Here is a 23,724-nt window from a genome sequence, read left to right on the forward strand (position 1 = left end):
GGTGACCGGATAAAAGCTATTCTTCAGCGCGGGCCTGCTTCATCTTGATAACCGTATGAATGCGAAGCACTGCCGCGGCCACCTCTCCCGCTGCCTGCAGAGCATGCAGCTTCACATGAGCGGGATCGACGATGCCGTGCTCCAGCATGTCGATAACCAATCCGGTATCGCAATCGACGCCGAGTGCATCGGAGCCCGCGTTAATCTGCGCCGCCTTGACCTCTTCGACCTTCTCCAGCGGGTTATATCCCGCGTTGACAACGATCTGGGCCAGCGGCTTGCGAAGCGCTTGAGCTACGGCGGCTACGCCGAAGCCTTCCATGCCCTGGATCGTCTCTCTCAAGCGATCCAGCTCATAGGCCGCGGCCATTTCGGCTGCGCCCCCGCCAGGCAGACAGCCGCCGCGCAGTGCGGCCTGTACCGCCGAAGCGGCGTCCTTGGCGATGCGCAGGCGTTCGCCTACCACTTCGCTTGTGCTGGCGCCGACGACGATCGTCACCTGCGTCCTGCCTTTGCCCTCGGCCATCCGGACGCATTCAAGCCGCTCATCGTACGAGACACGGCCCGCGAAGCCGAGATAGCCTGCCAGCTCGGAGGACGGCTTGCGCAGCCCGCTGCGCCGAATCGGGCGGGCCCCCGTATATTCGCAGATCAGTCTCAAGTCCGATCTCGGCACGCGCTGTACGACCATAATGCCATGGTCCGTACAGAACTGCTCCGCCTCGGCGTTCACACCCCGATCGGCAACAATAAGTCCAACCTGCAGCTCTACGAGCTTCTCGAGCGATTTGCGGAACTGCTCCTTCAGCTGCATTTGCTTCTGGAAGCCCGCTTCGGTCATCAGCGCTTCCTCATCGATCGTTTCCGGCTCGAATGCGTCCTGAAACACCAGAACCGAAGCGGCGTCCGGCGGGAATTCGAGCTGGGAATTGATCGGCTTCTTCTGAATCAGGAGGCCGGGCCACACTTCGCTAACCGCCCGGCTGTGAGAAATCACGACATCCGCATAACGGAAGTTTTCCTCCTGCAGCTTATGAACCCCGAGCCGTCGGACTCCCTCCAGGACCAGCTCTGCCAGGTCGGAATGCTCGCGGCCGGCAATATAGCCTATGCGATACAACAGCGGATCCTTTAAGCCCTCGATCCGCCTGCTCCGCTTGGCAAGGGATTCCAGCGCTGCAGCGACCCCCTGCTGAATCCCTTTAACGACTTTGGCTACAGGCACCCCGCGCGTCACCTGATTGACTCCCTCGGCTACCAGCGCTCCGGCCAGAACCGTAGCTGTCGTCGTTCCATCGCCGACCTGCTGCTGCTGCGAGCGTGCGACCTGAATCAGGAGGCGCGCCGCCGGGTGCGTAACGTCCATCTTCTCCAGTATGGTCACGCCGTCATTCGTAATAATGACCTCGCCCTGTCCGCCGACCAGCATCGTATCAAGTCCTTTGGGCCCGAGCGTACCTTCGACAGCCGAACAAATTGCGCGGATGGCCCCCGCGTTATTCAACAGCGTAGCATACGTATCATCGCTTTCGTGCGTGACAGGTTTCATCTGACTCATTTATACCATCGCTCCAGCATCAAGGTCATATCTTTGGACAAGTGATCGAGCAAATTGATCACTTTGCCGTAATCCATCCGGGTAGGTCCGAGAATCCCTACGGTGCCGAGGTGCTTGCCTTCAAACGAATAGGATGCGGTTATCAAGGAGCAATCGTTGATAGCCTCGAACGAGTTTTCGCTGCCGATTCTGACTTGTATACCTGTAGGCGTCCCTGTAATGAGCTTAGCAAGTACAGGTGTCTCCGCCAGCAGATCGAGAATGCTCTTGACCTTCTCCATATTCTGGAATTCAGGCTGGGTCAGCATATTGGTTGTGCCGCCCAGCACGATACGGTTCTCATCGTCGTGCTCGACGACATTGTTCAGCATCGCTATCAGCTCTTCATAGCCTGTCACGTAGCTGCGCATTTCTTCTCCAATCTCGCTGAACAGCTTGGATTTGAAATGCAGCAGCGGTACGTTTTGCATCCTGATATTAAGCAGATTGACGAATTTCTCAATCTCCGAAACCGATATTCCTTCCGGAATCGTCACCGTCTTGTTCTCGACATGTCCCGTATTCGTAACAATAATAGCGACAGCCGTACGGTCGTTCAACGGAACGATCTGCAGATGGCGCAGCGTAGTGCTGAACATTTCCGGACCCATAACAATCGATGTATAATTAGTAAGATTGGACAACATCATCGCCACATGCTGGATGACTTGCTCCATCTCTTGCATCTTTTCTGAAAAGAACGATTTGAGCGCCTCCACCTCATGCTGCGCAAGGCTGCCGAAGGTGACCAGATGGTCAACGTAATAACGGTAGCCTTTGTGGGACGGTATTCGTCCTGCAGATGTATGCGGCTGCTCCAAATAGCCCATTTCCTCCAAATCGGACATTTCATTGCGAATGGTGGCAGGGCTGAATCCCACATTTCCGCGCTTGGAAATACTGCGGGAGCCTACCGGCTCTGCTGAACGAATATAATCATCTACGATAGCACTTAAAATTTGCCGCTGGCGTTCGGTCAACATATTCAACCCTCCCAAATGATTACCAGGATTTACATGATTATTTCGCCGTTAGCACTCCGAACTGTTGAGTGCTAAATCATAATACAAAAATAACAGACCCGAAGGTCTGTGTCAAGTCAATCCAGCCGCTTCAAAACGGCTATTTCATCGCAGCAATGCTGCTTTTTGCAGTGAATGCAGTCGCGCCATACCTTCTCGGGAAAAATCTCCTTCTGTACGACCGTAAAGCCGTTTTTCTCAAAGAAGGATACTTCGTAGGTCAATGCCATCACCTTAGGGATTTCCTGGCGTCTTGCTTCTTCGATCAGAGTGTCGACCAGGGAGCTTCCGATTCCTTGTCCCTTGTATCCTCCCGTCACGCCCAGCGAGCGAATCTCAACCAGATCCTGTCCTAACCGCGTTAAGGAACCGCAGCCGACCAAACGGTCTTCTATAACAGCCACAACAAAGGTATCCAGCTGCTCGATCAAGGTTTCTCTCGATCTTGGCAGCATAATCCCTTGCTCTGCATATCCTTGTATAATTTCATATAACGTTTCAATATCGTCTTCTGTTGCTTTTCTGCATGTGACTGCCATAGAAAACCCACCATTCATAGAAAAAATAAGATATGAATAAATATACAACAAGACGTATAAAGAATTCAATAAGAAAAATGCTCACTCCTGAAAATTTCAGGAAAGGACCGACCGAGCAAAGCTCAGTCCCTCTTTACGGTTCCTCCGCCGGGATATACTCCTAATGACGAGGGGTTGTCCCCCCTGCTATTCGCTTAAAAACGCCCCGAATACTTCATTTCCGAGCAATATCCCTTGCGGCGACAAACGGTATCCGCTCTCCGTCAATTCCAGCAGGTTCTGCCCGATAAGCCTGTTCAACTCGGTCCCGAAGACCGATTCCAGCTCCCGCCCGAATTGCCGCTGAAAGTCCGCCCGGTTAACGCCGCGAAGCAGACGCAGACCGACCATCATGAAATCCTCCATGGCATCCTGCTCGCTGATCTCATACCTTTCAAGGATTGGCAGTCCTTCACGCGTTGCATCGATATAAGGCTGTACCCCTTTAATATTGATGTGGCGGTTGCCGTACGTATAGCCGTGAGCGCCGGCACCGATGCCGTAGTAGCTGCGGTTCAGCCAGTACATGCTGTTGTGGCGACTCTCAAAGCCGGGCTTGGCAAAATTGCTGATCTCATACTGCGAATATCCCGCATTCTTCAAACGATCCATAATAAGCAGGAACATACTCAGCTCTTCATCCTCCTCTGGCAAAGGAAGCTGATTTTTCTGGTAGAGCGTATGGAACAGCGTATTCTCCTCCACCTTCAGGCTGTAAATGGAGTAATGAGGCAAATTCAACGCCAGAGCCTTGTCTATAGTATCGTTCAAAATGCCAACTGTCTGCTTCGGAAGTCCGAACATCAAATCGATGGACATGTTGGTGAAGCCGACCTTGCGGGCATTTTCCAGACTGCGGTGCACATCGTCGGTATTATGAATGCGTCCGATCCCTTCCAGCAGCCCGTTATCAAACGACTGCACGCCGAAGCTGATCCGATTGACGCCGCCTTCCTTCATGGCCTGAAGCTTCTCCAAGTCCGTTGTTCCCGGGTTCGCCTCCATTGAAAATTCGATGTGCGGGGACCGGTTAGGGAAATACGTTCGGACTCTTCGCAAAAAGCTCTCCATTTGATCTGGCAGCAATACGGTCGGAGTTCCGCCCCCAACAAAGATCGTCTCAATTTCGCCGGGCGGTACTGCAGCTACGGTCTGCTCCATCTCCCTCTCCAGCGCATCCAAATAATCCATCACCGGCTGGCCCTTCAATACGAACGAGTTAAAATCGCAGTAATGGCATTTATTCGTGCAAAACGGGATGTGAATATATACAGCCTGCGGCGTTTCCTGACGCTGGTACATCATTTCGCGTCTCCCTCCCTTCTAATGTGAAAAGCAGATGCGCTTGCTTGGCGCACCTGCCTGTACCTACTACTCGTCTATTCTCAAAACGGCCATGAACGCTTCCTGCGGAACCTCAACGCTTCCGACCTGCTTCATCCGCTTTTTACCTTCCTTTTGCTTTTCCAAAAGCTTCCGTTTACGCGATATATCACCGCCGTAACACTTGGCCAATACGTTTTTGCGCATGGCCTTGACGGTTTCCCGGGAAATAATTTTTTGTCCGATTGCGGCCTGGATAGGCACTTCGAACATTTGGCGAGGAATCAGCTCCTTGAGCTTCTCACAAATGATGCGTCCCCGGTTATAGGCGCGGTCGCGGTGAACGATAAACGACAAGGCATCCACCTGTTCCCCGTTCAGCAGAATATCCATCTTCACCAGATTAGATCTTCTGTAGCCGGATAGCTCATAATCGAAGGAGGCGTAACCTTTGGTGCTCGATTTCAATTGGTCGAAGAAATCGTACACGATTTCGGCCAGCGGAATCTGGTACGTCAGCGTAACCCTCGTTGTATCGAGATACTCCATATTGACAAACTCGCCGCGCTTGTTTTGGCACAGCTCCATAATCGCTCCTACGTAATCGTTAGGAACAATGATGGCCGCTTTGACGTAAGGCTCTTCCACAAAATCGATCTTGCCCACTTCCGGGAATAAGGAAGGGTTCTCGATGCTCAGAACGTCGCCGTTGGTCAAAGTCACCTTGAACACAACGCTCGGTGCGGTCGTAATCAACGGGATATTGAATTCCCGCTCAATCCTTTCCTGGATAACGTCCATGTGCAGAAGCCCCAGGAAGCCGCAGCGGAAGCCGAAGCCAAGAGCGGTCGACGTTTCCGGTTCAAAGCTCAGCGAAGCGTCATTCAGCTGAAGCTTCTCCAGCGCTTCGCGCAAATCGTTATAATCGCTGGTTTCAATCGGATATAATCCGCAGAATACCATCGGGTTGATTTTGCGGTACCCCGGCAGTGCCTCCGGAGCCGGATTCTTGGCATCCGTCACCGTATCCCCGACCCGGGTGTCACCGACGTTTTTAATTCCGGCTACAATGAACCCTACATCGCCGATATCCAGGGAGTCGACGATCGTCATGCGCGGCTTGAATGCGCCGACCTCAATCACCTCGAATACTTTCTCGGTCGCCATGAACTTGATCTTGGAGCCGGCACGGATCGAGCCGTCAATGACACGAACGTAAACGATAACCCCTTTGTACGGGTCATAGTGCGAGTCGAAAATCAGCGCCTTCAAAGGTTCGTCCGGATTTCCTGAAGGGGCAGGAACCTTCTGAACGACCTGCTCCAATATTTCCTTAATCCCGATTCCTGCTTTCGCTGACGCTAGAACCGCTTCGCTTGCATCCAATCCGATAACATCCTCAACTTCTTGCTTGACCCGCTCCGGATCTGCACTCGGCAGATCAATCTTGTTAATCACCGGCAGGATCTCCAGGTTGTTATCCAGAGCCAGATACACGTTAGCCAACGTTTGTGCCTCTATGCCTTGGGCTGCGTCCACCACGAGCAAAGCGCCTTCACAGGCGGCCAAGCTTCGCGATACCTCATACGTAAAATCGACGTGTCCCGGCGTATCGATCAAATTTAAAATATATTCTTCCCCGTCATCCGCACGATAGTTTAAACGTACGGCCTGCAGCTTAATCGTAATGCCCCGTTCCCGCTCCAGATCCATCTGGTCCAGAACCTGCTCCTGCATCTCGCGTGAGGAGAGCGCTCCGGTATACTCCAGAATCCGGTCGGCCAAGGTCGACTTGCCGTGGTCGATATGGGCAATAATCGAAAAGTTTCTAATCTTCTTCTGTCTTGCTTGAATATCCATCTGCGGAGACCCTCACTAACCTACAAATTTACAATACCTCTAATTATAGCAGTTGTGAGGGTGCACAGCAATGGATCGTTGCCGTAAACCTGATTAAGTAATCGTATCAAATAGCGCAACAAACCACCTTATGCCGTGGAAGGCAATGATTTGCAGCAGCTCGCCTATTTTGTTGCCTAACCGGTTAATCCCGGTTGCTTTGGAAATTTCCGTTTTGGGCTCGGCAGGCTCCACCTGTTCCTTTGCCTTTTCTTCCTTGGGGGAGGAAGAGTCTGCTGACTTGGAGCCGGTAGTGTTCGGCTTCTGCTCCTGCGTTTTGCCACCCGGCTGCCATGGCTTGACAATGGCTGCGTCCGAGGAGATCGGCCCCTGAATTCTCTCGACCCCTCGCGTAGCCATATCGACGCCGAAAAAGATGCAAAACCCGATACCAAGAACGATAATCAGCAATCTTACATAAAACTTTTTCATGGAATCCGCCCCCGCTGGTTCAAACACCCATTAATTTTTCTTGGCTTCCTTGGCATCGTTCTGAACTCCGCCGTCCACCTTCTGCACGTTCAGTACAACCTCCGTAATAGCGTTGGCCAGTAAATCCACCGTTCGATAGCATTCTTCCAGCGTATTGTCCACACCGCCTACTTCGATCAGCACGCTGTTAGGAGAAAAGTTCTGATTGTACACGCCATTGCCTTCCGCCGCTTTAGCGAACATTCCTTTCGAGATTCCCGGATATTTGGCTTCCAAAGCCGAATGAATTTGAGAAGCGAATTGCTCGTTTTCCTTCCAATCCGGGTTTTTCCCCCCAATGATGAAGTACAGCTGTGCATAATCTTTGCCGTTAAGGGTTACCGTCGTTTTCTCGCGGCGCTGCGAATCACGGTGAATATCAAAATAAAATTTCAAATCCGGGTGAGATGTCGTCGCTTCCTGCAAAGTTTTCAAAGAGTATTTATAGGAATAGGGATAATAGAATTTCTTTTCTACTGCCGGATAGTTAATATCTGAGTGAACGGCGCCAATACCGTCCTCCTCCAGCTTCTGTGCCAGTCGCAAGCCGACCAGCGTGACGTTCTTTTTGGAGTCGTATGCTTTATCCGGGTCCGTTACACCGGGCAATTCCGGTAAATAGGATTCGGTATTATGAGTTTGATAGATGAAGGCTACATTTTTGCCGGCTGTCTTTGGAGGCTGTGCCGAAGGGGCAGGAACGGCAGGCCCGATCACGGCAGCATCTCCTTCTTTAGGGGCTGTGGGGTTGGCAGTTATCGAGCCTTCAGCTCCTTCGCCGATTTTTGGAAGAGCATCGCCTTTGGGGCTGTAATCCTCCGGACCATCGTTGCCAGTCGTGCTGCTCTTGCGCAGAACCACCGACCGGTCCTCTGTTAACCCCGGCATCTCTCTCGCGATAAACGTCTTGGGATCCTTCATATTGAGATCCGTAACCAAAGAAAAGAGAAACCCGGATACGTTAGCCTGGGAAAAGGTGAACGATTGCCGATTTTTTTGCAAGTGCGGCATTTCCATCCCCATCATATCCATAAAAAATTGACTCGATACCGCCGCAGCCAATCCTTTCATGGAGGACGACGGCGTCGTATTGCTCCATCTCGCCTGAGCGTATCCAAGCAAGCCTAGCGCTATGAAAAAGAACAGGCAGCCTGCTACTAAAAAACTGATGATACGAACGTATACTCCCAGGTCTTGTCCTGCTTTGCGATATTTGTTCAGATTTACCGTTACTGCAGTCCATTTCATTTGGTTCCCTCCTCAGAGCTTTCCGCAGGAAAGCTGTCTTCGTAAGCGTTACAGAGCTTTCCGCAGGAAAGCTATCTTCGTAAGCGTTACAGAGCTTTCCGCAGGAAAGCTCTCTTCGTAAGCGTTGCTGCGCTTTCCGCAGGAAAGCTAGTTTGTTAAAAAACACAGCACTTGAACTATTGCCCATATACTCCGGTGGGGTATCCTGTTGAAACCCGTGAAATGTCATTATATTTAGCGGTATTTTCACGGGTTTCAAAGGCGGACGTAAACTCCTCCGAGGCATACCCCACCTCCGTTTGCAGTGTAGTTCTCGCAAATCAAGGTTTTCTAACAATCCAAGCTTTCCAAAGGAAAGCTGTCTTTCGTAAGCGTTACAAGCTTTCCTTTCTGGAAAACTATCATCATATTCGCTGCAAGCCATCGAAGCATCCTCTGCCTAGTAACTAGCACCCATCCTTCATCCATCGTCCTGCCTTCTAATTTAAATCTATGAGAGGATGCTAGAAGATAGAACTGCTATTTCATAGTCATAGGCTTTTTTTGAGATTCCTTTTTAATAGAGAGCATAAAACAACAGCAATAGGGACACCCGCCCTAAGCCGTAGAACGGCTTGACCGAATGTCCCTATGGTAAAGCAGGATTAATGTGTATAAGCCGCTACATTATCGGCGTCGATGGCCTCATGGAGAGCTGCATTCAAGCCGCTCGCAATAATATTGGCAATGTCCTCAATGAACTGGTCGATTTCTTTCGGGGTTACCAGCAGATCATGCCCGAGCGGATTTAATACCTCTCTAACCAGCTCCAGACGTTCATTTTCCTGCATTTTATCCAGAAGACCCAATATGGTTCCCGTATTATCGGTCTGTCTCCGAAAATGATTGTGCATCATGTCGAACGCATTATTGACGATGGTGGAGGCAAAGACTACCGTCGGCACCCCGATCGCAATAACCGGTACACCCAGGGTTTGCAGTGTCAATCCTTTGCGTTTATTTCCGATTCCGGACCCGGGATGGATGCCCGTATCGGCTATTTGGATCGTCGTATTGACTCTTTCGAGGGATAGAGAGGCAAGAGCATCGACGGCTATGACCAAATCCGGCTTGGACTTCTCCACAATCCCTTGGACGATATCCCCTGTCTCGATCCCGGTAATTCCAAGCACCCCGGGTGCCACGGCACTGACAGGACGGTACCCCGGACTTACCTGATCAGGCATCAGCTCAAAATAATGGCGGGTGACCATTATATTTTCAACGACAATAGGGCCTAACGCGTCCGGCGTCACATTCCAGTTGCCCAGCCCGATAACAAGAACCTTGGCGTTCGGACTTATGTTGAGCTTTTTCAAAAACGCCTCAAATTCCTTGGCTATCACCATGGCAACACGGTCCTGCAGATCGGTGTTTTTTTGACGAAGCTCGGGAGCCTCGATGGTGATGTAATGACCGGGAAGCTTGCCGATTGCTTGGGCGCCTTCATTCGAAGTTATATCGATCGTGCTGATCCGAATGCCATCCTGATTATCTACAGACCTATGTACTCCCGGGATGAGCTGCTCGCCTGAAGAAGCCAAATCATGCGCTTCGAGAGCCAGGTCAGTCCGGACCGAATAAGCGCTTAAATCCATCGGGCATATCTCCTTTCATCATAAGCATGCATCGTTAGTGTGTGATAAAGGAATGAGCGCTATTCAAAATTGTCAGACCCGCCCAAATGACTCTATTGCAATTTGATATGGGGCATGTTAGAATATCAAGAGTTGTCAACAAATAGGCATCGAATGTAGGAATGCAAGTCGTATTAGGAGGTGAACGTCAATGCCGAACATTAAATCCGCGATTAAAAGAGTAAAAGTAAGTGAAAAGCGTCGTCTTCGCAACGCATCTCACAAATCCGCTCTTCGCACTGCAGTTAAGAGCTTTGAAACTGCTGCAGCCAGCAACAATGTGGAAACTGCAAAAGCAGCCTTGATTGCTGCCAGCAAAAAACTGGACAAAGCAGCAACTAAAGGTTTAATCCATAAAAATGCCGCTGCCCGCAAAAAATCCCGTTTAGCGAAAAAACTGAACGCGATTTCTGCTCAGGCTTAATTAAAAAGACCGGTTCCCATTGGGAATCGGTCTTTTTTTACTCCTGTAGAATGGATAAGCTCTAAGGGCATCGGTTGTAATTATCATCCGAGCTATCGGAGTATATCTTTCCCCCTCCAGCTCAGATGTCCCACACTTTAAGCAATCAGCTTCAATAAAAACATTTCAAGCCCCAGTACCTTGTCGATTTTGCCGCTCTTCATCTGATAATCCAAATCGGATAATTGATCCAAAATGTTCGCGAGCCGCTTCAGCTCAAAACGGCTGCTTTGGCCTGCCGCAATTTTCACTGCATATGGATGCAGCCCCAGCTGGGAAGCCATCTGCTGCTGGGAGTAGCCTTGCTGCTGCAAGTCCTTTACCTGGAACATGATGCGGAACTGACGGGCAATTAAAGCCATAATCTTGATCGGCTCTTCTTTTCTGCGCAGCAGCTCGGAAAGCATCGTAAATGCTTTTTCCAATTGCAGCTGTACAATATGCTCTATCAGGATAAAAATATTTTGCTCTATCGTACGCGTGACCAGCTGCTCCAATGCATCCTCCGTCAAAACCCCTCCGCGCCCGACGAAGAGCGCGCATTTTTCCAGCTCGCTCGATAAAGCCTGAAGGCTTGTCCCCGTATACATAATGAACTGCTCGATGACACCCGGCGCGAACGAGAAGCCTGCCTTCTCAGCCTCCTGCTTCACCCAATGGGACAGGTCGTCCGCCGATAATGAAGCGCAGGAAACGAGGCAATCCGCCTCCTTCAAGCTCTTGACCACCTTCTTTCTCTCATCGAGCTTATCCGCATCCACCGTCAGCACAATGACGGAGAAGTCGGCCGGCGTCTTCAAATATTGGGTTAGACGTTCGGGCTTATGCTCCACCTTGGCACTTTCCTTGGCCCCAGTAAGGAACAAGGCATTAGAGGCCACAACAAGCTTGCGGGGCACCATAAAAGGGAGTGTCTCTGCTTCCTCAATGACGGTATCGAGCGGTGTCTCCGACAGGTCATATTTGGTTACGGCAAAAGGCTTTTGCTCCGGATCGATCATTTTGTCCGTCAGCTTTTCTATCAAGGCGTGAATCAGGTAAGATTCAGCACCGTAGCACACATAAACAGGAGCAAACCTCCCCTGTTGAATTTGTTTTAATGCCGCTTTATAATCCATCTCCGCCACCCCTACATTCTTCTTTTGCCATTGTAGCAACAACAAAGGGATTACGTCAAAACCTGCAGGTTTTAGACATAATCCCTTTGCACGAAACCCCATCTATATAAACACTTAGAGGAAAGCTCTAGAAACCTTCCCCGTGGTGGTCATACGACGCGCTCGTAGAGTGACGGTACACCATATTATATTACGCCGCGACAATTTGGTGACTGCCGCGGCATAATCCTTATTTTTTTATTTCCGTTTTGTCTTTTAAATGAATGACATAAGTCGTTGTTCCTGAATCGTTACTTACACGGTAAGTCAGCAGATTGCCTTCCGTCCATTCCACCAATTCGATCTTGTCTTTATCCGTCCACTTGTTGGGTGAAGTATAGAGAACCTTCTGCTGATTATCGGTAATAATAACCTGATGGTTATCATTGACAGACGCGATATAAGCCTTATCCTGAGAGGCCAATGCGGTCGGAGTACCCGCAGAGGCTGCCGAATACAGCCGATTATATCCTGGCTCCTCCTGATTCGTCTTGTCTTCGGAATCATGATTCGTTATCCCCATCATTCCTGCCTTTTGATCGGGAGCTGGCATAGAAGATCTGCTATCGTTCTCTTCCCCGCTGGAATCCGGGTGTCCGTGGTCAGGAGCCACGATCTTGCTGACGGCACCGCCGGTTCGCTCCGGTGAAGCACTGACAGGAGGAGGGGCCATCCCCTCATTCACAGGGGCTTCTGACGGCTGTACCTCGGGCTCGGACGCCGGAGCTTGATCACCCGCATCCGGCAGCTTAGGCTCTTCTGCTGCGCCCGCAGGAGGAGCTTGCTGCTGCTGATTTACCTGCTGCTCTTGTACAGGAGCTGTATCTACTGATTTCTTCAGTTGATCTGTCAACGCCCCCGATTCATTGCCACCGCCATTGGCCGAAACCTTTGGCTCCGCATCCTTAGGTGCAGGAGAAGCCGCCGGGGCTGTCGGAACGGAATCCGGCTTTGGTGCTTCCTTTGCCACATTCCTATCCAAAAACGGTTCGGCCGCTCCTGCCGCCTTCGGCTGCGTCGAATTCCCTGCCCCCGAAGAAGCCGCGGAGTCCGCGCTTTCCGTTTTGGACTGCGAAGAAGATAACAGCATGGGTCCCGCATCCTGCATGCTGCTGTTTTTCTCCTGCTGCTCAAATACGAAGAACCCGAGAACCAGACCGGCAGCAACCACACCGCCGACAATACGCATGGAAACGAGCCCGCGAATTCTTTTCCGCCATCCCGCTGCCTGGTCTATAGATACGGCAGCTTTCTCGTTGTTGTTCTTCTCATTATATTGTTCAGGCTGTGCCATGACAGGAGCCGCCGGATATTCCACGGCCGGGAAGCCCTCATCAATTCTTTGCAGCTTAGGCATAATGGCATCCACCAGGCTGTAGGCTGGGGTTACCTTCGGCAGCTGCTCCAGCTCCTCAGACAATGCCACCAGCCGTTGAAACAGCTCTGTGCATTCCGAGCACTGCTGCAAATGCCCGAGCATTTGTTCATATTCCAATTCATCGAGATCCTGATCGAGGTATCTCTGCATGAGTTCGATCACCTCTTGACACATCATCCCGCACACTACCTTTCTAAACAATTCACAATTGATATTTTTACAAAGACGAAAGCAGAATCCTTATTGTCTGTTATTATCCGTTCCGCCGCGCATAACGATCTACCCTCTGACCGTATCGCTTTTGGTTTTTTTGTAATCCTGCAACAACGTTTGTAACTGCTGCCTTGCCCTGAATAAATAGGACTTCACCGTGTTGATGGGCAAATCTAAAGATTCGGCAATTTCGTTGTAGGAAAAATCCTGCAAATATCGCAGTACAACCACCGATCGATGATGTTCCGGCAGCCTATCAATCGCCTCTTTTATATCTTGGGCAACATATGCGGACATTACCTCATCTTCTACCGTCTTGTTTGCAGTAAAATTCAGCTCATGCTCCTCAATGGAAATTGTAGGCTTGGTTCTTCTGAATTTGTCTATACATAGATTAGTGACAATCCGTTGTACCCATGTCTTGAACTGAGCCTTCTCTTCGTATGAGTTGATTTTCGTATAAATCCGTATTAACGCTTCCTGTGCGGCATCCATAGCGTCCTGCTCATTGCCCAGAATATAATAAGCAGTCCGATATACATGATTCTCTATTTCACGCAGTAGGGTAATTAGAGCGTCGCGATCGCCCGACTGGGCAGCCTTTATCAGTTCTGGCGCTACCACTGGGATCCCCCTCTCTTGCAACTATATAAACGAACGCAATGAATAAAATGTTGCACCTCATGAACTCTACTTAGAATATCAAATTTTGGCTTGCAGGTATACTAGGATCGCTTCCCTTTTGTCCTGCAAAAACAGGTCCGATCCCGGGAGCTTTAGAGAAGAACTTATTTCTGCCAAGAACCGCTTTTTCCCACAAAGATTATTGTCAGGTTCACCAATGACCCCTGTCGTAAATTGATGTAAAATGATGTGAAAATGAGATGGATGCTTGTCTTATAAGGAGAGGGGATTGTGGCTATGTCCGTTGGAAGTGAAGACCGCATTTTTTGGCTCGATACTATGAGCAGAATTGCACAGCCTGTGCTTTATCATTTAAATCAACGGCAGTTAAAGGCTAAAATGCCAATCGAGCGCAAGGTGGACGACAGACACCTGTTCACTTATTTGGAGGCGCTCGGACGTCTATTAACGGGAATGGCTCCCTGGCTGGAACACGGGGCTCGTACCGGTGAGGAAGGCAGATTGCGTGAGCGCTATGCCGAGCTGGCCCGAGGGGCGATTGAAGCTGCCACGGATCCGTCCTCACCGGATTTCATGAATTTCTCCGAAGGCTATCAGCCGATCGTTGACGCAGCTTTCCTGTCGCATGCTTTGCTACGCGCACCGGAGGAACTGTGGAACAAGCTGAACCCGGATGTGAAGCAGAATGTTATCCGGGCGCTGCAATCCACACGTACACGTAAACCTTTCTTTAATAACTGGCTGCTGTTCTCCGCCATGATTGAGACGGCATTATATCGTGCCGGGGCGGAGTGGGACCGAATGCGTGTCGATTATGCGCTTAAACAGCATGAGCAGTGGTATAAGGGAGACGGCGTCTATGGGGACGGACCGGACTTCCATGCCGATTATTACAACAGCTTCGTTATCCAGCCTATGCTGGTCGATATTATAGCCGCGCTTAAGGGTGAAGACCCGACTTGGGCTGAGATGGAAGAGAACGTCATTCGCCGTGCAAGGCGCTATACCGTTCAACAGGAAAGATCCATCTCGCCGGAAGGAACCTTCCCTGCTATCGGGCGTTCGTTGGCATACCGTTTCGGAGCCTTCCAGCTGCTCAGTCAAATGGCTCTGCAGCATCAGCTGGACCCCAGCCTGGAGCCTGCTCAGGTGCGATGCGCGCTGACAGCCGTTATGAAGCGAATGATTCAAGCGCCGGGGACTTTCGACGAGGAAGGGTGGCTTACGATCGGTTTTTGCGGGCATCAGCCGGAGGTCGGGGAAACTTACATTTCTACCGGAAGCCTCTACTTGTGCTCTGCTGTATTTCTGCCGCTGGGCTTGCCCGAGGAGGACCCGTTCTGGCAAGGAGCAGCGGATTGGACGAACAAGAAGGCATGGGGCTCTCAAAGCTTCCCTATTGATAAAGCACTTTATTAATTATGTTGCAACATAACCCCTGGAAGAATGGGCGTTGCCTTATAAAGCTGAATCCAAATAGTTGGCTGGGTACCCCGAAATATAACAAAGCAAAAAAAGCAGCATCCTGTTTAATCGTACAGGTGCTGCTTTTTTGTATAAGTCGTTACATCAAAGCCCCTATGAATAGTGGCTAATCAAGCTTTTTCACCGGACGGTGATGCCGTCTTTCGTTCTGAAACGAATACTCCGAGCAGAATGATCGCTATTCCGATCCACTGCAGCAGATATGTCTGCTCATGAAGCAGCAGGGCGGAACAAATTATGACCACTGGCAGCTCAACAGAACCCAGCACGGCCGCTAATCCGGTCTCGATAAAAGGCGCGCCCTTGGCATACAAAAACGGAGGCAGAATCATACCAAACACGGCTAGTAAGATTCCCCATTTCCACAGTCCTTGAGCAAGCGAGCCGTTCCACAGAAATTGCGGCGGCATCAGGATCAGCACAATCAATGCAGCCCCCGTGATCATCCACGTACTGCGAAACAGTGCCGGCAAATGCGTCGCCACTCTGCCGCTGAAGAAGATAAACATCGTATAGCAGCAGGCCGCCAATAAACCGAGTCCGATCCCGCTAGCGCTTGGACGCGATACCGTACCCGAAACAATACCAGAGGCAAGCACCGTGCCTGCCAAGGTCAGCACCATGGCGATCCATTGGAACAGAGTCGGCAACCTTTTCTCTACCAGCCAATCCAGCAGCATCCCCATCCAGGTAAACTGGAACAGGAGCAAAACGGCGAATGATGCATCAAGCACCTGCAGCGATTGGTAGTAAAAATAGCCTGTCAGTCCTGTAAACGTTCCGCCTGCCACGAGCTTCAGGATGATCCCTGGTGTAATTCCCTTCATCTGCCGAAGCTTCGTTAGGCTTAAGAGCCAAAGGACGATAAAGCCAAAAGATACCTGGCTGCCGGTAATTTCCGCTGCCGAGAATCCGCTCTGGTAACCGAGCTTCACGAAAGTTGACAACACGCCGTAAGAGGCGGCGCCCAACAAGACGAACCAAATGGCTTTCCAACGGTTCTTAGATGTCATGTCTTTTCCTTCTTTTTCAATTCCCTCACCCACCCATGAAGTCTTTTACAAGACTCACACAATCTTACACTATAAGGGAACGGTCGAAAATATTCAAGCGATTGTTTCATTTTTCAACAACCGCCATATATTGGCCCCCCCGTTTTTTTGAATGACCGGAACGAATTTGCATGCTGTACGTATTATAGAGCATTTTATTTGGTATAGTGATGTGCTAGCTGAGCTCACCCATTTTCTGCCGAAAGGACGTTTTCCTATGGACTTTGCCTTATACGCCACCCTCTCGCTTATCGTGCCCATTCTTGTGTTGTTAGGAATCATCACAGCAAAAATAATTTCAGGAAAAGGCATTCCAAACAGTGACTACACCCCTTTCGATGCCATAACAGGGCATACTCCCGTTGAAATTCATAAAGAGAAGCAGGAGAAGGAGGAGCGGGATGATCAAGGGGATGACAAGGATAAGCACCTAATCCGCCAAAAAGATAAACCTTGAGAGGAGAAGCCTCCTCTCGGCGAGTTACTGGCCGCGGTTTAGGAAGGTTAAGATCTTTTCCATAATCAGATCCAACGGCTCGGTGGTGTCTACAACTAGTGATAATTATTTCAAATCCGGAGCCGTGACGACCGATAGCTGACCTTGCTGTAAGGTTTGCCCCGTCGGGGACTTGGAATCCGTCTGGACGACCTGCACATAAACACGATTTTCAAAATAACCTGTCGTCCGGGCGGTCTGCAGCAGCTTGTCGGGCCATGTTCCCGCCCATGCGTAGCCATTTCGTCTTTCTTCATCAATTTCACTTAAATCATGCTTGATGACCGAGTCACGACCGGAAAAAATCGGAAGATTCGTGCCGATCTCATAAAAACGGTACCAGGTTGAGCTTTTGGCATCAGGAACTAAGTACACTTTGTTAGGATCGCGCGGAACGTATTTGATCCCTTTTAAGCGGACTTCTTCGAACCAGTTCAGAGCACCTTCTATCGCGTCCTTCACTTCCTCCGAAGGCTTCTGCAGCGACATTAAATATTGAACGATTGCAACCGATTCCGACCCTGAAATAGATGGAAATTCATAGGCACGCGCCGGCCTTGGCTCATACGTGACCGGATCATGCTGCGCGCACCAGGCGGTTCTTTTGCCGTCGACTATGATCTGGGACTTCAGAATATATTCCAGCCCCCGGTCAAGCGAATGCTGAATGGCCTGGCGCCTGTCATCGTCAATCAAGTCGGTATCGAAAGGATATTTCTTCTTAACCGCAAGAGCAAGCACATTCATGACTCGCATCATGGCATTGTCGTTGAAAGTTACATAATCGGAATAATTGCCTCTTGCCGGGTATACCTGCGGCCACCCTCCGCTTGAATACTGCATTTTCAATAAAAAATCGATGGCACGGAGAGCCGATGCTTTGAATTTCGAATCCCCTGTATCCTTATATACCATGGCCATGAAGAGCAGCTCGTTCGTCGTACCTTCGTTATCGATCGTCCCGATGTCCTGTCCGTCCTTCGTGCGCCATTCGGAGCGAAGCACTTTCCCATCCCAAGGCTTTTTGTATTCTTTGGACATGTTTTTAAACCAGCCGCCGTTGTCCATCTGCCAGGAGATCAGGTGATTCGCCTGCTCGATATTTTGCTCCCTGCTCCCCGTATAATAATCTGCTGTGAAATAAGGGGCTTTTCCCGGCAGGATAACCTCCTCTTTGCTAAACGTCGCATCCGGGTTCAGCGCTTGCTCCAGCTCCATTACGGCAACCGTTTGGTGGCTTTTATTCTCCTTGGTCGTTACTTTGTTAACCGGGAGACTGGAGCTTAATAGCGGTTCCAGCCCGTACCAGGTTCCCTGGGCTTTTTTGATGGCCAAATCGGAGGCGCTGAAAGAGCTGAGCTTACCGCCGAATGTAATCTCTACTGTTGACGGGTTAGTTAATACGCTGCTGACGATAGGCAATTCTTGAGTAGACTTGTCCGAACCGGCGGAAGGGAGTGCTGCAGCCATCTGATCATTCCGGTGCTTATCCATAACGAACAGCAAAGCTACTATTCCCAGGCAAATAGCAGCTCCCGCCGCAATAAGAGGCTTGCGTCTAGATTGTCTTCTCATGCTTCTTCCCTTTACTATGAAATTGTTGTAGCTGGCATGGTCGTATGTTGCAGATTTCATTGTAAACCCTGCCATTTCCAATTTCTATGCGATTCGATGCTCAATAACAGCAAATATTTGTCATTTTTGCTCTGAGTCTTCAAGAAATCTCGTTCGCATCCGGATAGCGCCATCGTTGATCCGCATTTGAACCTCGCCGTGGCCATCCGTACGCAAAATACGAATGTCCCTCGCTTCTAATCGGCCTAATATAGTAGGATGAGGATGACCGTATACATTATTGGGGCCGACGGAAATAACCGCGTACCTGGGCTGCCATGCATCCAGCCATGCTTCGGTCGTCGAGGTTTTGCTGCCGTGGTGCGCGACCTTCAGAACATCAATCGGACCTATAGATTCCGATTTTTGGCGATCCCCTGAAGGGATAACATCCAATCCTGAAGCACTCGCTCCTTCCAGCATTCGAAGCACAGCTGCTTCTGAGGCTTGCTCCATATCCCCCGTAAACAGCCACCTCGTTCCCTGCATGTCCATTAAAAAAACGACAGACTCCGCATTCTGCTCCTTCTCTACCCGAATCCCTGCATTGCCCTGCTGCGAAGGAAGGGGAAATAAAAATTGAAGACGCGTCTCCTCATCGACCTTAAGGACGTCGCCCGCATAAGCTTTAACCAGCTGGACACCGTAATCCAATGCTGTCTGAAATAAAGTCTCGGCCCCGGTTGTCGGCTTCGCCGTTCCGTTAAAAATAAGCTGCTTGACCGGAATTTGCTCCAATACAGCCTGGAGTCCTCCAATATGGTCCGCGTCCTGATGCGTCACGATCAAGTAATCGATCTGCTGAACCCCTCTTTTCTTCAGCATGGGCACCAGCAGCTTGCGTCCTACCTCATACGGATCCGAGCGCTGCTTCCATTCCTCGCCCGGCTTGCGGAAGGTGACCGTCCCACCTCCATCGACTAAAATAATCCTGCCGCTCTGCGGAGAGCGGATCATGATGCTGTCACCCTGCCCCACATCCATAAAGTTCACCTGCCCCTCCCGGCTCCATCGATCCGGCTGATAGGCATAAAGCAGCAGCAGGATGAGACCTGCGGAAGCCGCTGGAAACAGAAGGGCTTTGATGGACTTCACGGCTTTTTCCCTTGAAAAGCGGAAGGGCTTGTTCCCTGCAGGCACGCCAGTCAGCATGGGTCCGGCCTTCGCCTCTCCCGTCTGGTCAAGCCCGCTCCCCTTTCTATTGAGCCAGCCGTAAATAACCAATGCCCAGGCCGCATAATAAGCGATAATCCATACAATACCCGGAGTAGGCCATATCGTCTGAAATAGATGCCATGGACTCACCGCAGCAACAAGCATAAAAATCCATTCATTTCCTTTGGCGACCAGCCAAGCCAGTGCTTGCCCGACTGTTGAGGACAGAAAGCTGATTAACAAGGCTGCCGTCCCCGCTGGCATCGTAAACATGCTAAACACGGGTACCAAGGCGAAGTTAGCGGCGAGGGAAAGCAGAGAAAATTGATTGAAATAATAGATCGAAACCGGAAAAGATATGCACTGGGCCACTATCGTTATGGACAATGCATCCCTCAGGGAGCGTGAACGAATGGGCAGCAGCTTGTTAGCGTACGGAACGCCAAGAATAAGACCGATCGTTACGAGAAATGAGAGCTGGAAGCTTACATCCAGCAAATAATAAGGCTCCCACAGCAGCATCAGCCACCCGACAATCAACACGGTATGAAGCCCGTCCTTCAAAGTATGCCGGTAGGCGGCGTACAACCCCAGCATGGCCATTAAGCCTGCACGGATAATGGAAGGAGATGCTCCGGTGACGGCAATGTAAACGGGCATCATGATCATCCCTGTGATCAGATATGTCTCGCGGGTGAAGCCTAATCGGCGCATAATCCACAATAAACAAGCCAAAAAAATAGCCACATTCAGCCCGGAAATGGCTATGATATGGGTTAGTCCAAGCTGGGAGAACTGCTGGAACTGCTCGGGATCTATATCGTCCGTTAAACCAATCAGCATGCCTTTCATAAACCCTGCCTGCTCCTTCGGAAACAACCGTTCTACCCCATCCCCCAGCATGGAGCGAAACTGGTCATTCCATCGAAGCACCTGAGTCCATGTCCAGGCCTCGGGTTCTGTTCTCTCGACATTGGAGGCCCCTTTGACGGTTAGCTGCCAATGAATGTGCTGATAACGCAAGTAATGGCGGTAATCAAATCCGCCAAAATTACGTGCTTCGTTCGGAGCCTGCAGAGCTCCCTGCAGCCGGACGTGATCTCCACGCCGCCATGTCATTGCCTCCTGCTGTTCCTGCTTCGAGAGAAGCTTGACGGATACAGCGAACCTCTCCCCAGCCTTATCGTCCATTCGTACGGTAAAAGCGGCTTTATCGCCGTCTACCTCGACTTGATTACTGATAACCCCCTTTAGCTCGAAGCTTGAGCTTGCCGTGTTGTTAGGCTCTAAATCCAGCGCGCTCCGATTGCGACGGTCATAATCCTCGTAATATCCTGCGGAGATCCCTATGACCAGCAGCATACATACGAGTGGAGTCCAGGGACGGCGCGTCATCCATAGGATTATGGCGGCAATGGCTCCAGCAAGGCTGGTATACAATGAAAGCCATGGAATATCCGCCGTATAGCCCACAATATAGCCGAACGTCCAAAGCAGCGTAAAAAGTACAACAGGACGGTTCACACGCTCTTCTCCTTTCCCGATAAATAGCCATAAAAAAAGAAGAACCCCCTTCGATCATCATCGAAAGAGGTTCTTCCCCCTTGTTTCAGCTTATGGCTGAACTTCCGTCATAGTCCCCGTCGGAGGCTCGTAGGCCTCCAATTGTCTCAGTGTGATCCCTTTTTGCGCCATGAGTGACTTTACCTTTTCGCTGTCCTTCGGATAGGAGCGATGGTAGACAATTTCACTGATTCCGCTGTTAGCCAGCATATTGGCGCAGGTCCAGCACGGCTGATCGGTAACGTACACGGCGGAGCCTTCCCTGTCCTTAGGGTCGGTGAATAACAGCAGGTTTTGCTCGGCGTGAATCGTGCGGATGCATCGCTGTTTTTTGACAACCTGCTCGGCACCGCCCTGTTCTACCATTTCGTACTCTTCAACCAGCATGCATCCGGCCTCCGAGCAATCCGGAACTCCCATAGGCGCTCCGTTATAGGCGGCACCTAACAGCTTCTTCCCTTGCACGAGCACGGCTCCAACATGCCTGCGGCTGCATTGGGATCGTGTCGATGCCATATACGCCATATCCAAGAAGTAAGTATCCCAATCTTTGCGAGTTGTCATGTCTTATTAGCTCCGTTTATTTCTGGCTTGCTTGAATCGCTTGATCCAAGTCATAAATAATATCATCAATGGATTCGGTTCCGATGGACAAGCGGATCATTCCCGGAGTTACGCCTGCAGCCGCCTGTTCCTCCTCGGACAGCTGCTGATGCGTAGTGCTCGCAGGATGGATAATCAACGATTTGGAATCGCCGACATTGGCGAGATGCGAGAACAGCTTGACATTGTTAATAACCTCACGTCCCGCTTCAACTCCGCCTTTAATGCCAAAGGTCATGATGGCGCCTTGGCCTCTAGGCATATATTTTTGAGCAAGCTCATAGGAAGGGTGGCTTGGCAGACCAGCGTAGCTTACCCATTCTACCGCTTCATGCTCCTCGAGGAATTGAGCCACCTTCAATGCATTCGAGCTGTGACGCTCCATACGCAGGTGCAGTGTCTCCAGCCCTTGAAGAAGCTGGAAGGAGTTGAATGGAGAGATCGCCGCTCCCATATCTCTCAGCAGCTGTACACGGGCCTTGATAATGTAGGCGATAGGTCCTACGGCATCGGTATAAACTACGCCGTGGTAGCTTGGATCCGGTTCCGTCAAGCCTGGGAACTTGCCGCTTGCCTTCCAGTCAAATTTGCCGCCGTCCACGATAATACCGCCGATGGAGGTACCATGGCCGCCGATAAATTTGGTTGCCGAATGAACTACGATATCCGCTCCGTGCTCAATAGGACGAAGCAGGTACGGGCTCGGGAACGTATTATCGACAATAAGAGGTATTCCGTTCTCGTGCGCGATTGCCGCTACGGCTTCGATATCGAGAACGTCTCCTTTGGGATTGCCGATCGTTTCCGCAAACAATGCTTTCGTTTTGGGCGTGATGGCGCTGCGGAAATTTTCCGGATTGGACGGGTCCACGAACTTGACGGTAATGCCAAGCTTCGCCAATGTGGTGGAGAACAAATTGTATGTACCGCCGTACAAGCTGGCTGCAGATACGATCTCATCGCCGGAGCCCGCGATATTCAAAATCGAATAAGTGATCGCAGCTTGTCCGGAAGCTGTTGCCAGAGCAGCAGGAGCACCTTCCAATGCCGCAACCCTTTTCTCAAAAACATCCGTTGTCGGATTCATTAAGCGAGTGTAGATATTGCCGAATTCTTTCAAAGCGAACAAATTAGCCGCATGATCCGTGTCGCGAAAGCCATAGGAAGTCGTTTGATATAATGGCACTGCGCGGGACAGGGTAGCGGGATCAATCTCCTGACCGGCATGAACTGCCAGCGTTTCCAAACCAAGCTTACGTTCATTAGACATTCGTTAAATCCTCCCTAACTAAATAATGTATGAAGTCTATCCTATTTTCTCATATATTGTAAGAAAACAAAAGAGGATTCATAGGACTAAGGCTCTACGGTAATATAAGGCTTCATTTTGGCCAGCATCTTGTCCCCTATCCCTTTGACTTCCTTCAGCTGATCGACCGATTTGAAGCGCCCTCCGATCTTCTCGCGGTAAGCAACGATCGCCTTCGCCTTGCTTTCTCCTATGCCTGGCAGCGCATCAAGCTCCTTCTCTGTAGCATGGTTTATGTTCAACTTGCTTTCTTTGGATGACGATGACCCGCTGCTATTGGCCGCCGCTGCAGGAGCCGGAGCAGGCTGAGCTGCGGAGCCCGACACGTTACCGGGCAGCTCACCGCCCTTAATATCGTTCGCTTGATCCGGGATTCCTGAACCGGGTTGTACGGTTGAATCAGGATTCTTTGATCCCGAGCCCGCCTCCTTGCTCTCGGTATTTGCCGGATTGCTCTTGGATGACGACGCATGGTTCTCCTTGCGTCCGGCATCCCCGTTCGGCAGCTGTCCCTTCTCCGATTGCTCTGTTAGCAGACGCTGCATATCCTCATTCGCCAATCGCCACTGTCCCGCTTCACGGGCCGCTTCCTTCCAAGCGGTATAACCAAACCATCCTCCCAGCGCAACCGTTAATGATACGACTAGGAGAACCGTCCCGGATTTTGTTTTATTCACAAATGGGAGAGCCACTCGCCGTTCCCTCCTTAACGTACTTATTCATAAATTGTTGTTGTACTTTGTTCAAACGAATGGACATCACGATAATCCCGGCAAT

20 protein-coding genes are annotated in these 23,724 nt (G+C 50.6%); 3 read left to right on the forward strand and 17 right to left on the reverse strand.

Annotation, left to right across the window (positions count from 1 at the left end):
• Positions 1–16 precede the first annotated feature (16 nt).
• The 8 genes from GGC63_RS13355 to gpr all read right to left on the reverse strand — a co-directional run bounded on the left by GGC63_RS13355 (position 17) and on the right by gpr (position 9,775).
• A complete protein-coding gene (locus GGC63_RS13355) occupies positions 17–1,558 on the reverse strand; it encodes a TCP-1/cpn60 chaperonin family protein (RefSeq protein WP_192702746.1) in 1,542 nt (513 codons plus the stop codon).
• Positions 1,555–2,580, reverse strand: a complete 1,026-nt coding sequence (gene hrcA / locus GGC63_RS13360) for a heat-inducible transcriptional repressor HrcA (protein ID WP_079910573.1) — start codon at positions 2,578–2,580, stop codon at positions 1,555–1,557. Before hrcA ends, GGC63_RS13355 begins: the two co-directional genes overlap by 4 nt.
• Before the next feature lie 116 nt (positions 2,581–2,696).
• Positions 2,697–3,158 carry an N-acetyltransferase gene (locus tag GGC63_RS13365; protein WP_079910574.1) on the reverse strand — a complete coding sequence of 154 codons (462 nt, stop codon included), beginning with the start codon at positions 3,156–3,158 and terminating at the stop codon, positions 2,697–2,699.
• Positions 3,159–3,344: 186 nt separating this feature from the next.
• Entirely contained in the window at positions 3,345–4,499 is a 1,155-nt protein-coding gene (hemW, locus tag GGC63_RS13370; protein WP_192702905.1) for a radical SAM family heme chaperone HemW, read from the reverse strand.
• A gap of 69 nt (positions 4,500–4,568) precedes the next feature.
• Complete coding sequence (gene lepA, locus GGC63_RS13375) at positions 4,569–6,380, reverse strand: translation elongation factor 4 (RefSeq protein ID WP_192702747.1); 1,812 nt, start codon at positions 6,378–6,380, stop codon at positions 4,569–4,571.
• 93 nt (positions 6,381–6,473) lie between these two features.
• Positions 6,474–6,851, reverse strand: coding sequence for a hypothetical protein (locus tag GGC63_RS13380; RefSeq protein ID WP_192702748.1), 378 nt, complete (start codon positions 6,849–6,851; stop codon positions 6,474–6,476).
• Between the two features lie 30 nt (positions 6,852–6,881).
• Entirely contained in the window at positions 6,882–8,138 is a 1,257-nt protein-coding gene (locus tag GGC63_RS13385) for a stage II sporulation protein P (protein WP_079910577.1), read from the reverse strand.
• 644 nt (positions 8,139–8,782) lie between these two features.
• Positions 8,783–9,775 carry a GPR endopeptidase gene (gpr, locus tag GGC63_RS13390; RefSeq protein WP_192702749.1) on the reverse strand — a complete coding sequence of 331 codons (993 nt, stop codon included), beginning with the start codon at positions 9,773–9,775 and terminating at the stop codon, positions 8,783–8,785.
• Positions 9,776–9,965: 190 nt separating this feature from the next.
• Between gpr and rpsT the strand changes: the two genes are divergently transcribed.
• A complete protein-coding gene (gene rpsT, locus GGC63_RS13395) occupies positions 9,966–10,238 on the forward strand; it encodes a 30S ribosomal protein S20 (RefSeq protein WP_079910579.1) in 273 nt (90 codons plus the stop codon).
• 137 nt (positions 10,239–10,375) lie between these two features.
• On the opposite strand, the gene holA is transcribed toward rpsT, so the two are convergent.
• From holA to GGC63_RS13410, 3 genes are all read right to left on the reverse strand, one after another.
• Positions 10,376–11,395, reverse strand: coding sequence for a DNA polymerase III subunit delta (gene holA / locus GGC63_RS13400; RefSeq protein WP_192702750.1), 1,020 nt, complete (start codon positions 11,393–11,395; stop codon positions 10,376–10,378).
• A gap of 229 nt (positions 11,396–11,624) precedes the next feature.
• Positions 11,625–12,989 (reverse strand): anti-sigma factor family protein, encoded by a 1,365-nt coding sequence (locus GGC63_RS13405; RefSeq protein WP_318781045.1) that lies wholly within the window; start codon positions 12,987–12,989, stop codon positions 11,625–11,627.
• Between the two features lie 102 nt (positions 12,990–13,091).
• Positions 13,092–13,649, reverse strand: coding sequence for an RNA polymerase sigma factor (locus tag GGC63_RS13410; protein WP_079910582.1), 558 nt, complete (start codon positions 13,647–13,649; stop codon positions 13,092–13,094).
• A 297-nt stretch (positions 13,650–13,946) separates the two neighbouring features.
• On the opposite strand from GGC63_RS13410, the gene GGC63_RS13415 reads away from it, so the two are divergent.
• Entirely contained in the window at positions 13,947–15,089 is a 1,143-nt protein-coding gene (locus GGC63_RS13415) for a DUF2264 domain-containing protein (protein ID WP_192702906.1), read from the forward strand.
• Between the two features lie 176 nt (positions 15,090–15,265).
• Here GGC63_RS13415 and GGC63_RS13420 read toward each other — a convergent pair whose 3' ends face one another.
• A complete protein-coding gene (locus GGC63_RS13420) occupies positions 15,266–16,168 on the reverse strand; it encodes an EamA family transporter (RefSeq protein ID WP_192702752.1) in 903 nt (300 codons plus the stop codon).
• 256 nt (positions 16,169–16,424) lie between these two features.
• Between GGC63_RS13420 and GGC63_RS13425 the strand changes: the two genes are divergently transcribed.
• A complete protein-coding gene (locus GGC63_RS13425; RefSeq protein ID WP_192702753.1) occupies positions 16,425–16,664 on the forward strand; it encodes a DUF3951 domain-containing protein in 240 nt (79 codons plus the stop codon).
• Positions 16,665–16,769: 105 nt separating this feature from the next.
• On the opposite strand, the gene pelA is transcribed toward GGC63_RS13425, so the two are convergent.
• The 5 genes from pelA to GGC63_RS13450 all read right to left on the reverse strand — a co-directional run bounded on the left by pelA (position 16,770) and on the right by GGC63_RS13450 (position 23,639).
• Positions 16,770–18,338, reverse strand: coding sequence for a pectate lyase (gene pelA, locus GGC63_RS13430; protein ID WP_192702754.1), 1,569 nt, complete (start codon positions 18,336–18,338; stop codon positions 16,770–16,772).
• A 60-nt stretch (positions 18,339–18,398) separates the two neighbouring features.
• The gene (locus GGC63_RS13435) at positions 18,399–20,996 is read right to left on the reverse strand and encodes a ComEC/Rec2 family competence protein (RefSeq protein ID WP_318781046.1); all 2,598 of its coding nucleotides are present in this window, start codon (positions 20,994–20,996) and stop codon (positions 18,399–18,401) included.
• 90 nt (positions 20,997–21,086) lie between these two features.
• Positions 21,087–21,599: a deoxycytidylate deaminase gene (locus GGC63_RS13440; protein WP_079910589.1), complete on the reverse strand. Its 513-nt coding sequence runs from the start codon at positions 21,597–21,599 to the stop codon at positions 21,087–21,089.
• A 16-nt stretch (positions 21,600–21,615) separates the two neighbouring features.
• Positions 21,616–22,908, reverse strand: coding sequence for a homocysteine synthase (locus tag GGC63_RS13445; RefSeq protein ID WP_079910590.1), 1,293 nt, complete (start codon positions 22,906–22,908; stop codon positions 21,616–21,618).
• 86 nt (positions 22,909–22,994) lie between these two features.
• A complete protein-coding gene (locus GGC63_RS13450) occupies positions 22,995–23,639 on the reverse strand; it encodes a ComEA family DNA-binding protein (protein ID WP_192702755.1) in 645 nt (214 codons plus the stop codon).
• Between the last annotated feature and the right edge of the window lie 85 nt (positions 23,640–23,724).

The organism is Paenibacillus sp. OAS669 (assembly GCF_014873645.1).
Taxonomy (GTDB): domain Bacteria; phylum Bacillota; class Bacilli; order Paenibacillales; family NBRC-103111; genus Paenibacillus_S; species Paenibacillus_S vulneris.